This is a genomic window from Mycoplasma sp. 1018B (assembly GCF_024582675.1).
GTDB lineage: Bacteria > Bacillota_I > Bacilli_A > Mycoplasmatales > Metamycoplasmataceae > Mycoplasmopsis.
This window is the reverse complement of sequence record NZ_CP102084.1, coordinates 1-13778: the sequence shown is the minus strand read 5'-3', so window position 1 is coordinate 13778 and position 13778 is coordinate 1. Positions and strand designations below refer to the sequence as shown.

At 23.3% G+C, this 13778-nt stretch carries 13 protein-coding genes; 9 read left to right on the top strand and 4 right to left on the bottom strand.

All coding sequences use genetic code 4. The annotated features are described in order from the left end of the window. Position 1: 1 nt before the first annotated feature. The 4 genes from NPA14_RS00065 to NPA14_RS00050 are packed head-to-tail and all read left to right on the top strand — an operon-like array spanning position 2 to position 5607. Positions 2-1543 carry an ABC transporter ATP-binding protein gene (locus NPA14_RS00065; protein WP_257075937.1) on the top strand — a complete coding sequence of 514 codons (1542 nt, stop codon included), beginning with the start codon at positions 2-4 and terminating at the stop codon, positions 1541-1543. Then, complete coding sequence (locus NPA14_RS00060; protein ID WP_257075936.1) at positions 1536-4349, top strand: hypothetical protein; 2814 nt, start codon at positions 1536-1538, stop codon at positions 4347-4349. The genes NPA14_RS00065 and NPA14_RS00060 overlap by 8 nt, the downstream gene beginning before the upstream one ends. Beyond that, the gene (locus NPA14_RS00055; protein WP_257075934.1) at positions 4343-5284 is read left to right on the top strand and encodes an ABC transporter permease; all 942 of its coding nucleotides are present in this window, start codon (positions 4343-4345) and stop codon (positions 5282-5284) included. Before NPA14_RS00060 ends, NPA14_RS00055 begins: the two co-directional genes overlap by 7 nt. 26 nt (positions 5285-5310) lie before the next feature. Beyond that, positions 5311-5607 carry a hypothetical protein gene (locus NPA14_RS00050; protein ID WP_257075933.1) on the top strand — a complete coding sequence of 99 codons (297 nt, stop codon included), beginning with the start codon at positions 5311-5313 and terminating at the stop codon, positions 5605-5607. A 43-nt stretch (positions 5608-5650) separates the two neighbouring features. Here NPA14_RS00050 and serS read toward each other — a convergent pair whose 3' ends face one another. Next, complete coding sequence (serS, locus tag NPA14_RS00045; RefSeq protein WP_257075932.1) at positions 5651-6922, bottom strand: serine--tRNA ligase; 1272 nt, start codon at positions 6920-6922, stop codon at positions 5651-5653. Between the two features lie 185 nt (positions 6923-7107). On the opposite strand from serS, the gene rpmH reads away from it, so the two are divergent. The 5 genes from rpmH (at position 7108) to asnA (ending at position 11379) form a co-directional block, all read left to right on the top strand. Then, on the top strand, positions 7108-7254 hold the full coding sequence (rpmH, locus tag NPA14_RS00040; RefSeq protein ID WP_257075931.1) for a 50S ribosomal protein L34: 147 nt from the start codon (positions 7108-7110) through the stop codon (positions 7252-7254). 4 nt (positions 7255-7258) lie between these two features. After that, positions 7259-7588 carry a ribonuclease P protein component gene (gene rnpA / locus NPA14_RS00035; RefSeq protein WP_257075930.1) on the top strand — a complete coding sequence of 110 codons (330 nt, stop codon included), beginning with the start codon at positions 7259-7261 and terminating at the stop codon, positions 7586-7588. Further along, positions 7575-9566: a membrane protein insertase YidC gene (gene yidC / locus NPA14_RS00030; protein ID WP_257075929.1), complete on the top strand. Its 1992-nt coding sequence runs from the start codon at positions 7575-7577 to the stop codon at positions 9564-9566. The genes rnpA and yidC overlap by 14 nt, the downstream gene beginning before the upstream one ends. Before the next feature lie 114 nt (positions 9567-9680). After that, positions 9681-10412: a PQ-loop domain-containing transporter gene (locus tag NPA14_RS00025; protein ID WP_257075927.1), complete on the top strand. Its 732-nt coding sequence runs from the start codon at positions 9681-9683 to the stop codon at positions 10410-10412. Continuing rightward, a complete protein-coding gene (gene asnA, locus NPA14_RS00020; RefSeq protein WP_257075926.1) occupies positions 10399-11379 on the top strand; it encodes an aspartate--ammonia ligase in 981 nt (326 codons plus the stop codon). The genes NPA14_RS00025 and asnA overlap by 14 nt, the downstream gene beginning before the upstream one ends. Before the next feature lie 25 nt (positions 11380-11404). On the opposite strand, the gene NPA14_RS00015 is transcribed toward asnA, so the two are convergent. The 3 genes from NPA14_RS00015 to NPA14_RS00005 are packed head-to-tail and all read right to left on the bottom strand — an operon-like array spanning position 11405 to position 13770. Beyond that, on the bottom strand, positions 11405-11617 hold the full coding sequence (locus tag NPA14_RS00015; RefSeq protein WP_257075925.1) for an RNA-binding S4 domain-containing protein: 213 nt from the start codon (positions 11615-11617) through the stop codon (positions 11405-11407). Between the two features lie 3 nt (positions 11618-11620). Continuing rightward, positions 11621-12727, bottom strand: a complete 1107-nt coding sequence (locus NPA14_RS00010; protein WP_257075923.1) for a DNA polymerase III subunit beta — start codon at positions 12725-12727, stop codon at positions 11621-11623. Between the two features lie 8 nt (positions 12728-12735). After that, entirely contained in the window at positions 12736-13770 is a 1035-nt protein-coding gene (locus tag NPA14_RS00005; RefSeq protein ID WP_257076241.1) for a DnaA ATPase domain-containing protein, read from the bottom strand. Positions 13771-13778: the final 8 nt, after the last annotated feature.

Here is a 13778-nt window from a genome sequence, read left to right as displayed (position 1 = left end):
GATGAGTAATTCACAATACGCAATAGAATTTAAAAATATAACCAAAATATTCCCTGGAATTAAAGCTAACGATAATGTTAGCTTTAACGTTAAAAAGGGGACTATTCATGCTTTGGTAGGGGAAAACGGAGCAGGAAAGAGTACTCTGATGAGTATTCTTTTTGGATTATATGAACCTACATCAGGGGAAATTGCTATAAACGGTAATAATGTTTATTTCAAAAGCCCTAATGATGCTGCTAATTATGGAATAGGAATGGTTCACCAACATTTTAAACTTGTAAAAGTTTATACCAATTTGGATAATATTATCTTAGGTGATGAATTTACTAAAAAAGGTATTTTAGATCGTAAAACTTCTGAAAAGAAAATTAAAGCATTACAAGAAACCTATAATTTATATTTCAATTTAAAACAAAAAAGCGGACAAGCTACAGTTTCTACACAACAAAAAGTTGAAATAATGAAAATGCTTTATAGAGATAATGAAATTCTAGTTTTTGATGAACCTACCGCTGTTTTAACAGATGAAGAAATTCAAGGACTATTAAAATCTTTTGAAATTTTTAGACAAGCTGGTAAAACAATTATTTTTATTACACACAAATTGAATGAAATTCAGCAAGTTGCTGATTATGCTACTGTTTTAAGACATGGTAAATCAATTAATACTTTTGATATGAAACAAACTTCAATGGACGAATTAGTAAAAGCTATGGTTGGTACTAATATAGTCATGTCAGTTAATGATACTCCTGCTACTAGAGATGAAGTCGTTTTTGAATTACAAAATGTTTCAACTAAAAAACAAGAAAAAAATCTTGATGAACTATCATTAAAAGTTCACAAAGGTGAAATAGTAGCAATTGCCGGTGTTGAAGGAAATGGACAAAGAGAAATAGAAAAAATAGCATCTGGTCTTATCAAACCTGATAGTGGAAAAATTTTATTAAGAAATTCTAATGGAGAATTAATTGATATAACCAATAAAGGTGTAAAAGAAAGATCTAAATTAAATATTTCTTATATCCCTACTGATCGTCATGCACATGGCTTAATTCTTGATTATACAATTAAAGAAAACACTATTTTAAGACGTTTATGAGATAAAAAATTTGTTAAATTAGGAATTATTTCCAATAAAGCTGTTTCTAATCAAGCTGACAAAATTATTAATAAATATGATGTTAGAGGTAGTTTAAATGGTCTAGCATTATCTCGTTCACTTTCTGGAGGTAACCAACAAAAATTTATTGTTGGTAGAGAAATAGAAACACCACATGATTTTATTATAATAATGCAACCTACTCGTGGTTTAGACGTCAAAGCTATTAAAAATATTCATACTGAAATACTTAAAGAAAAAGCTAATGGAAAAGGAATTTTACTTATTTCTTACGAACTTGACGAAGTATTAGCTCTTGCTGATACTATTGCTGTTTTAAATGAAGGTAAAATTGCTGTTTTAAGAGATGCTAAGAAAATTACAAGAAAAGAAATAGGTGATTATATGGCAAATAAGAAAGGAGGTATTAATGAATAGCACATTAAGTTCTATCAAACAACAATACAATAATTTATCTAACAAATTAAGTGCATTTATAAGATTGGATAAAAATAAAAGTGCTGCAAGAAAAATTGTTTCTTCCTTTTGAGCTGTATTTTTCGGATTAATGATTTCATTAGTTTTTATTGGTATTAGTTCAAGAAATAATCCATTTTATTTCTTTCAAAAAATGCTTGATCCATTTAAATCAGCAAGAGAAACACAAAAATTTATTGTTTATTTAGTTATTTTTGGTTTTTCTGGATTAGCATCAGCTGTAGGATTTAAGTCTGGCTTATTTAATATTGGTATTAGTGGCCAAATGATGATTTCTTCTACAGTTATTTATTCATTTTTCATCATTCTAAATATAAGAGAACTTTCTATAGGTTTATTATTATTAGGTTTAATTATGTCTGTTGTTGCCGCAGCAATAATAGGTATGATATCCGGATTATTAAAAGCCTTTTTGAATGTACATGAAGTTATTTCAACAATTTTAATTAACTGAATAGTTGCTAAAGTTAACGGATGATTATTTGTTTACCAAAATTCACCATTTGGCATGGAAAGAGCTGAACATTATATTGATGTTAAATCTGGAAGAGGTATTGTTGCTGGTTCAATAAGATTTGCCGGTAACGATCCTGAACATATGCAATTAATTTTTGGTATTGCATTCTTAATAATATTTTTAGTTCTAGCAATTAGTTTGTTTGTAATTTATAAAAACACTGCAATGGGTTATAAATTAAAAATGTTGGGTCTATCAAAAACTAATGGTGAATATATTGGAGTAAATGAAAAAATTACTACAATATACGTTATGACCTTTTCAGCTTCTTTAGCTGGTGTAGCCGGATTTTTCTACTATGTTTTTAATCAATCATTATTAGGTGCTAGTGATATTGCTCCAATAGCCATTGGATTTGAGGCTATTGCTATAGCTCTACTTGCTCTTAATTCATCAATAGGTGTTATTATTGCTGGATTCTTTTATTCAATTTTATATACAATTAGACCTTCTTTACAAAGTTTTCCATTATATATTAAACCTGATGAATTGCCTATTATTACTTCAATAATTCTTTATTTAGCTGCTATAGCACAAATGTTTTTAAATTTTAAACCTTTAAAATTTACTTACGTTAACATTAATAATATTTCTTCTAGAAAATTCTGATTATTATTAAAATTATTCGCTGCTAAAAAGAAAAAATTAAAATTATTTACTAAATATTCAAAAATTAAAAATAAAGTAGATAAAAATATTAATTACTATAATTGAGATCAAAATATTCAATTATATAGAGATTCAAAAATTAAATTTTATTCTTTATATCTTCAATGTGCTGAAAAAATAAATTATTTAGAATCTCGCTTAATATTAGTTGACAAATTACAAAAAGCTAAAGCTGATTTATTTTTTGAAAATTTAGTTATTAAAAATCAAATTAAATTTTTGAAAAATTACAAAACTTATCAAAATCCTGCTAATCCTTTTGCTTCACTTGAATTAATTGAAAAACAAAAGCAAATTAAGGAATTAGAACAAACACTTAATATTTTTAATCAAAACCAAAAAGAATTTAAAGAATTAAAAAATAAACTTTATAGTGAAACAAAACATAATTTACTAGAAAGAAAAAATCAACTTCAAAAATTAACTAAATTATTCACAGAAGATATAAATGAAATTAATTTTGCACAAATTAATAGTCAAATATTAGAATTAGAAAATGAAAAAGAATATTTAAAACAAGAAAATATTTTAGATATTCAACCTGAATTATTTAGTGAAAAATTAATTGAACTTAAAGAACAAATTAAGCAATTAAATGAAAATGATAAAGTAGATAATTTTGATGATTTCTTATTAAACTCACTTGAAGAAAACAATGAACAAGATACTAACAAAGAAAATAAGGAATTAAAAAAATTAACTAAATCTTTTGATAAATTATTTGCTGTTGAATTGAATAATTTAATAAAAGAAAAAAATAATAAAATAAATAAATTGAATGAATTACTAATAGTCAATTATAACGTTGATAATCTTTCATTAGAACAAATAGAAGAAGAAATTAACCAAATTAATAACGAATTAGATTCTCTTAATGACTCAAATTATTTTATTAATTCAGAAAATAAATATTATTCATTAGAATTATCTAATTTAAATGAAGAAATCAACAATTTTGATGATCAAACACAATTAATTAAAGAATTAAAAAATCAATTGAATCTTGAATGTAAAGATTACTTTAATTCAATTCAAGATCAAGTTCAATTAAAAATTAATGAACTTAAAGATAAAAAAACTGCAAACACTGCTTTTTATAAAGAGTTATTAAATAATTATAAAAATAATGAAATAATTTCATTAAATGAACAATATCAAACAAATCTTAAAAATTTAAGATTTATCAAAGTAAAAAGTTTTGATATTAAACAATTTAATAGAAGTGTTCTTACAAGAAAAACACAAATTAAACAATTAGAAAAAGATTATAAAATTAAACAAAATCAAATTTTAAGTCTAAACAAAAGTGAATTATCAAATGAAGAAATACTAGCTTTCTTTACTGAATTTGCTGAATATAAAAAGAATTATTTAGAAAAATTACGTAGTTTAAATTATGATGCTAAAAAAATCATTAAAATGAATTATCAATCTGAATTAACTACTATTAAATACGAACACAATGAAGCAGTAAAAAATAACAATTTATTTGTTCATAATTCTTTTGTAAAGGAATTATTATGCACTAAAGCTAAAAGCAAGGAGGTAGAATCATGTTAGGTTTTGCAACTGCTTTTAATTGAACTTTATTATTATTTTGTATTTTATCTGTAGCTGCCATATCGGGTATGTTCACTGAAAAATGTGGAATTGTCAATATTGCTATTAATGGAATGATGATTTTTGGTGCATTAGGATATTTATTATTTTCACACAATATGTTAAGAATTTCTAACTCTCAATTTTTAGTAATACCTGGTACATTAATAGGTATGCTCTTTGGAGGAATTAGTTCAACTTTATTCGCTTTTGCAGCAATTAAACTTAAAAGTTCACAAACCATTTCTGGTTTTGCTTTCAACTTATTAGCTTCGGGAATAGCATTATTATGTTTAAGTTTATTTGGTGAAGCAAAACAACTAGCAAATAGAATTAATTATTTACAATTTGCTATTGAAAGTCCAGATAGACTTTGAAGAATACCAATTATATCTTTTCCTTTAGTAATAACAGCTTTAATAATCGTTGTAGGTTATATTCTTTTATATAAAACCAATTGAGGTTTAAGATTTAGAAGTATCGGTGAAAATCCACACGCTTCAGATGTTGCTGGTATTAATGTTACTAAATACCAATGACATTCAATACTAATATCTGGTACATTAGCTGGATTAGCTGGAGCCTTTTTTGCTCAAGCAACTACTGAAAGAATAGTGACTTTTGATGGTGATGTTGCTGGTTTAGGTTATTTAGCTCTAGCAATTATGATTATGGGACAATGAAATATTTTACTTATTGCTGGATCAACCTTAATTTTCTCATTATTTTTAGGTATTGCATATGCAGCACCACAAATAAGTCAATCATTACAACAAGTATCAACTATTTTCCAAATTGTACCTTACTTACTTACACTTATTGTTGTTATTTCTATGTCTAAAAGATCTAAAGCTCCTGCAGCTTCGGGAATACCATATAATAAATCAACTAGATAAAATTTATAAATAATTGGAAATAAAAAATGATTTATTTTAAAAAAGAACAAAATTCTAGTGAAAAACAATTAGATGAAATTAAAAACGTAAATGAAGAAATACAAGAAAAAATTAAAATTGAGCCAAAAAAAGAAAAAATAACTCAAATTGAAAATTTCAACATTACTTTACTTATTGTTCTAATAATTTTCTGTTGACCTGCAGGTATTGTCTATGGTATTACTCAAAATAAAAAAGATTCTCTTATTACATTAGGAATTATTTATGGTTTTTTATACTTAGCAACAATAATTTCATTTATTGTAATAGCTATAATTTTATAAAACATTATTTAAAAAAGAGCTTATAAAAAAGCTCTTTTTTAAATTATTCAATTTTTTCTAAATTATTCATATATGGAATTAATTTTTTAGGTATTGTAATAGTACCATCTTCATTTTGATAATTTTCCAATATAGCTGCTATTAATCTATCAATTGCCACTCCTGAAGCATTCATAGTATGAGCATAAGAAATATTCCCGTTTTGATCTTTATATCTAATTTTTGCTCTTCTAGCTTGAAAATCTCCCATATAAGAAACTGAACTAATTTCTCTAAATTTCATTTCTGATGGTAATCAAACTTCTAAATCAATTGTTTTTCTAGCAGAAAAACCTAAATCGCCTCTACATAATAATACTTCTCTAAAAGGTAATTCTAATAATTCTAAAGCTAATTTAGCTTGTTTTACTAATTGATTATATTCATTTAAAGCATCTTTTTCACTTGTAATTTTGACTAATTCAACTTTTTTAAATTGGTGTAAACGAATAATACCTTTTGTATCTTTACCACCACTACCTGCTTCTGACCTAAAACATTGACTAAAACCAGTCAATCTTATTGGCTTAGTTAAATCTATTATTTCATCATTATAATAATTAGTAATAGGTACTTCAGCTGTAGGTATAAGATATAAATTTTCTTTTTCTAAATAAAATAAATCTTCTTTAAATTTTGGTAATTGACCAGTTCCATACATTATATTTTCTTTAACTAAAACCGGTATATCTATTTCTTGATAATTATTATTAATATGCAAATCTAATAAAAAATTTTTTAGAGCTCTTACTAATTGAGAACCTTTGTTTTTGTAAATAACAAATCTTGAACCAGATAATTTACTTGCTCTCTTTATATCTATTAAATCTAATTCTTGTGCTATTTCATAATGTGCTTTAATATTTTTAACTATTAAACCCTTGCCTAAATTATCATATGTATTTAAAACTACATTTTGATTATCATCTTCACCTAAAGGAACATCTTCTAAAGGTAAATTAGGTAAATAATCTAAAATTTTTTTTACTTCTAAATCAAGTGATGTAGCTTTTTGTTCTAAAATATTTTGTTCTTTTTTAATTAAACTTAATTCATTTTTAAGTTCATTAAAAGCAATAGCATTATTTTTAAATAATGCAATTTTTTTACTTTTTTCACTAATAACAGCTTTAGCTTGTTGAGCTTGAAACATTAATTTTCCACGTTCTTTTGCAATTTGAAATAATCTATTTAATTTTTCATTATCAATTTTTCTAGTTCTATATAATTTTTTAACTAAATCTTCGTTATCTAATAAATATTTTAAATTTAACATAAAATTCCCTTTTTTATTATTTACAAAAAATATACAATATTATTTTACTTATTTTCTTTACAACTTTATAAACTTTATAGATAAAATTGTAATATTTGCTATTAATTAATATATAATATAAAAAGCATTTTAACCTTATTTTACTATAAAATGTTTATAAAATAAATTAGAAAAAAGGAGTGAAAATGAGTTTAAGAACTTATCAACCAAATAAAAGACAACACGCTAAAACTCATGGTTTTAGAGCAAGAATGTCAACAGCTAATGGTAGAAAAATTTTAGCTGCTAGAAGAGCAAAAGGTAGAAAAAGATTAACTGTTTCTGATAAATAAAACAATGAAAAAAATATATCGTTTGCAAAAAAGTTGAGAATTTGACACCATAATTAAAAATAAACAACAGATAATTAATAAATTTTTAATCATCTATTATATGCCAAGCGGTTCTTTTAAAATGGGTATAACTGTGCCAAAAAAATTCTGTAATGCCGTTTATAGAAATTATTACAAAAGACAATTAAAAGATATTATTCACTCGTTAAATATATACGATTTAAAATATCATTTTGTATTAATTTTAAGAAAAGAATTTTTGACACAAAATTATCAAATTAAATTAGAAACTACTAGAAAGTTATTTAATAAACTACAAAATGGAAAAGAATAGATCTAAACATTTTGATTATTTTAGTAAAAACAATACTAACAATAATCCTAATAAAAAAACTTGAAAACGTGTTTGATTTTGAATTAAAACGATTCTATATGTTTTAATTTTTGGAATTACTTTTACTGGTTGTATACAAACTTGAGTTGTAAAAACTTCCACTTATTCTGGAGCAGGAACAGAATTTTATTTAAATAAAAACGAAATTGCTCCTTCAATAAGAACTATTACAAACGGTGATATTCCTAAGAATGATAAATTTTTAAAAGAAAATGAATTTTATGAAGTCAAACACTTAACAGAAGCTAACTACCTTTTATCTAAATATTCTGACCCAACCACGTTAGAAGAAATACAAAAACAAACAGCAGAAGACAATGGAGAATATGGTAAATATAATTCTTTTTCAAGTGGTATTCAATTTATAGATAAAAATCAACAAAATGATACACAACATGCAATTATCTATAATGAAGAAACTAAAAGATATTTATTTAAAGCTATTTCTTCACAAAATTATAAATCGATTTACCCTAAATTAACAACTATTAAATTTTTAAATCCTGAATATAACTTAAATAACTTTTTTACACTTAATCAAAATGATAAAACATATACTTTGATTACTAATAGTGATACTCCATATACAAAAGAAACATTTAAGTGAGATAAGGATAAAAACAGCTTTTCAACTACTGAAAAATTTGTTTATTCAAAAGCATCATTATTTGAAGTTGAAAATAATTTTAATAATAAAGCTAATTTAACATTTAATCGCGATGTTTTAGAATTGTTATACAATAAAACATTTGATGAAAATAACAATACATATTATGCTAATGCAATAAAAGATTTTGATATTGAAGGATCAACCATAACTGAAAAATATCAAAATATATTAAGCAAAATCATTGATCATAAAGAAAATTTAACTTTAACAGAAGAACAATTTAATGCAATTTTTATGTATAACGAAACCATATTAAAATATTTAAGAGATTTAAATTTTTTAACTGTTGAAGTAAAAGATAAAGTTCATGCCTTAGATTTAAACAATAATTTAGCATTTGACAATAATAATAACCCTGTTTATTTAGATAAGGTAAATCCTTCTAATTATAAAGCTGGTAATTATCTTAATGATATTAATTCATTAGCTTATCAAAATACTATAGAACAAAAACCAATTACCTCATGAGTTGAATCATGAAATTTAGGACCATTTTTCTCTTTATTTGTTTATCCTATTTCATATATTACTTCTTCTATTAGAAATCCATTGCCAAATGCTTTTGGTTGAACTACTATTTTTGCAATTATTATTGCGGTTGTAGTAACTCGTTTAATTGCTTTAGCTTTTACATGAAAAGCTACTGTAACTCAATCACGTCAAGAAGAGTTAAAACATAAAAAAGCTAAAATTGATGCTAAATATGCTGAGTTTAAACATGATAAACAAATGAAAGCAAGACAACAACAAGAAATACAAACGTTATATAAAAAACATGGTATTAATCCATTTGACATAATTTTAAGTACTTTTATTTCTTTACCAATTTTTCTTGCTATGTGAAGAGTTATTCAAAGTGTACCATCACTTAAATCAACTACTTGATTAGGTTTTGAATTCTCAGCTACTTCTTGAAGAAATTTAATTTATGAAGGTCAATTCCAATATATTGCTTTATTAATTGTTACTTTAAGTACTCAATTAATTTCACAAATACTTCCAAGAATACTTAATAGAAAGAAAAACAAACAAAGATTATCTATTGAAGAAGAAAAGGCATTAAAAAAATCTAATAAAACACAAAATATTATGTTAATTGTTTTTACAATTATTAGTGTTTTATTTACTGCCGGAGTTCAAATATATTGAATTTTTAGTAGTTTATGAATGATTATTCAAACATTAATTATTCATTATGTTAGAAAATCTGAATTTTATCGCAAAAAATATTTAAACAAAACATTATAATAAATGTTTTGTTTTTATTTTAATTATGTTACAAATTTTGAATATTTACCTCTATAAATAATATTTTTTATATAATTTATTTGCTACTTATAAGTAGCAAATAAAGGAAATTATATGTATACTTTTTTTGCTATAAATAGTAATACTCCCGTTTTACGTGAAATTGCTGTTTTTTTAAGTATTTTTGTGTTTATTGTAACTTTATCTTTATCTATTCCTCAACTTATACATTTATTAAAAGTTAAAAAAACACACAAAGATACAAAATTTATTTCATATTGAATATTTTATATTGGATTATTAGGTTGAATGTTGTTTGGTGGATTCAACTCACCAAAAAACGCAGCATCAGTTTATGCTAATGCTATTTGTTCAATTATTCAATCTATTGTGTTATATCTTTTATATAAATATTCTTTTAAAGAACAACATAAAAAAGTTGCACCTTATATTTTAATAAGTACTGTTACTTTTAGTATTATAATAACCATTATTTCGATTTTAGGTTTATATTTAAAAATAAACAATTCACAAGAATGATCTAATAATAAAGATTTTGCAACCTTTTTAGCAAACTTTTTCCCTATGGTTACTTGTTTTGCTTTTTTACCTCAAGTATTGAAAAGTTTTGAAACCAAAAATTTTGGTGGTATGTCAATATACATGGTTTTACTTTTTTGTATAAATAATATAGGTTGAATTTTACTTTTTGTTGTTTTAGGTTTAATGAGTGGATTTAGTAATTTAGCTACTCCTATAATGTATCAATCTATTTCACTTTTAATTTATGGTATGCAATTACAATTAATGATAAGAATTAAAAAAGGTTTAAATGTATCAAAGTAAACTTAACATTAAAGAAACACAACTAGCAATCCAGGAATTAAAATTTGCTTTTATTAAAAATCTAAGTAAAACTCTTAATTTAGTTAGAGTTACTGCTCCACTTTTTGTTAATAGTAACACTAAAATTAATGATGGTTTATCTGGTGAAGAACCAGTTAAATTTAAACCAAAACAAATTACTAATTCTTTAGAAATTGTTCACTCTTTAGCTAAATGAAAAAGAGAAGCATTACATAGATATAATTTTAATATTTACGAAGGTTTATGAACAGATATGAATGCTATTAGACAAATGGAAAATGTTGATTATTTACATTCATATTACGTTGACCAATGAGATTGAGAACTCATAATCAAAAAAGAGGATAGAACAATTGACTTTTTAAAATCAATTGTTAAAAAAATTTATAAAACAATAAGATTTGTCGAACATAAATTAATTTTTGATTTTCCACAATTGAGTAAAAAACTACCGGAAGAAATAACTTTTATAAGCTCGTATGAACTTTTTAAAAAATATCCTAATATGTCAGCTGAAGAAAGAGAAAATGCTTATAGTAAAGAAGTAAAAGCTTTTTTTGTATACTCTATTGGTTTTTTATTACCAGATAACAAAAAACATTCTGATAGGGCTTTTGATTATGATGATTGAACTTTAAATGGTGATTTAATTGTTTATGATGCTGTAAATGATAAAGCTTTAGAAATATCTTCAATGGGGATAAGAGTAAATGAAAAATCTTTACTTGAACAAGCAAAATTTGCTAATATAAAAGAAAATGATTTTGCTTTATATCATAAAAATATAATAAATAATACATTTCCCTTAACTATTGGAGGTGGTATTGGTCAAAGTCGCTTATCAATGTTTTTATTAGAAAAAAAACACATAGGAGAAGTTCAAGTTGGTATTTGACCAGAAGAAATGATTGAAAAATACAAAAAAGAAGGTGTTATATTACTATAAAAAATAGAATGATTAAATTTTCATTCTATTTTTTTATAACTTGATAAACAATATTATTTATTCAAATAGCATCACCTGGATAAATTTTTGATGATCTTCCTTGAGGAATATTATTGTTAATTTTTACATCATTAAATTCTAAAAAATATTTTGCTTGACCACCAGTATCAATTATTTTTGCTTTTTTTAAAAACTGACCTAATGTTATGAAATCTGTTTCAATTATAATTTGATTCATTGTTTAGCCTCTTGTTGGTGAAATTATTTGTTTTGCTTCTTGATTAGATTTTGAAATAATTAAAATTTTTGAAGGTTTATCATCTATTAATAATACTACTTCATCACTATAAACACTTAGTGATTCTTTTATAAAATTAAAATCTAAATCAAAAGAAACATTTTGTTTTTCACTTTGGAATTCAAAGTTTTTTGTTTTTACTAACGAAGTTCCGATTTCAGGAATTAAAACTGAAATTTTTAATTCATTTTTATTTATTGCTAAACTTATTTTTTTATAACCAGGAGAACTTATAACATAAGCTTTATTCATTAAATCCATAAATACGTCTTTTTTAATTTTTAATGTACTTTTAATTTCTTTTGTGTCAAATAAATATTCTAATTTTGGATATGTAACATCTGAAGAATTAGCAGTAATAATTGTATTTTTATATTCAATACCAAATTTAGTACTATTATAAAATAAATAAGCTTCTTTTGGACAATCGTTAGGAATAAGATCTTTCACACTAGATGATAATACTGAAATATCAAATTCATTTGTAAAAATTTCTTTAGTATCTAATGTGTATCTTGCAAGTCTATATTTATCTGTTGCTGTTATTTCAATTTTTGTATCATTAAATGAAAAATTTATACATTTCAAAACATGATCATCTTGTGAAGTTGCAAAAGAAACAGATTGAATTGCTTTTTTAAATTTATGTGTGTCTATTTCTATTTTTTTAATATTAAATAATTCTTCGATACCATTAAAAATTTCAACTTTGTTTGGTGCTAAAGTGTAATTTACATCATCAGTAACTATATTTATACTACCGTTTAAATCATCAATATTAATAATTCCTGAAGTTTTTCTAATTACATTTTTTATTAATGTTGCATTTATTAAAAATGTTCCTTCCTCTATAACTTTTATTTTTTGATTATCAACATTAATTGATTTAACAATACTTATAAAACCATTTGTTGCACTTAACGTTATTTTTTCTTTTGTTATTTCAAATAAAATACATCTTAAACCATAAGAACTATTAATAGGGTCAGTATATCTACTTACTATGTCAATAGTTTCTTCAAATATCTTTTTTGCTATTGAAATTTGCATTATTCTCCTTAATTTAAGCGATAAATATCATTATTTATTTCTGAAATTGTTTGTTTTAAATTTGGATCTTTACTATTTATTTCTTCATTTATTTTTTTAATTGAATTAATTATTGTTGAATGATCTCTATTTCCAAATATTGAACCAATTTTTTCAAAAGATAGTTCCAATTCAGCTTTGATTATATATATAGCTATATTTCTAGCTAAAAGAACTTCTTTTTTTCTATTTTTACCAATTATTTCTTTTTTAGAGATTTTATAATATTTACTTACATACTCAATAATAGTTTCAGGAGTAATATTCTTTTTATTTTTTTGTATAGTTGATAGTATATTTTTAACAGTTATTAATGTATATTTAGAATTTAAATCTTTATCAATAGTTTCTTTATGAAATAAAACTTTTTTTAAAGCCCCTATAATTTTTCTTATATCGCTTGAAAAATTTCTTGTTATAAATTTTATTGCTTCATCATCTCAATTATTATGATTCATTTTTAAATCATCAATTAAAAATTCTGTAACTTTATATAAATCTTTTTGATTCGGTTTTTTAATTTCTATTTGTAAACCTTCTGATAATCTTGTTATTAGTCTATCTTCAAAACTATTACTTAATAATTCTAGAGATTTATCAGATGCAACAATAGTTATTTTATTTTCAGTTTTTCTTGTATCTAAAATACTATATATAGAATTTATTGTTTTTCTTTTATTCCCTATTGCTAAACTTTGAAAATCGTCAAAAATTAATAAATCAACTTTACTTAAAAGATTTTTTATTTCTAATAATTTATTTTGATCATTTTCCTGTAAAATAATTGACATTTCTCTTATAAAAACATTAGGATTAATATATTTAACTGTTTTATTTTTATTTAAAAATTCATTACTTATAGCATTTAATAAATGTGTTTTTCCTAAACCTGATGATCCATATATAAAAATTGGATTAAAATCTGTTCTACCATTAATAATTATTTTAGCCATATTTATTGCTTCATTATTAAAATCAGAAACAACATAATTATTAAATGTTAATTTTTTTT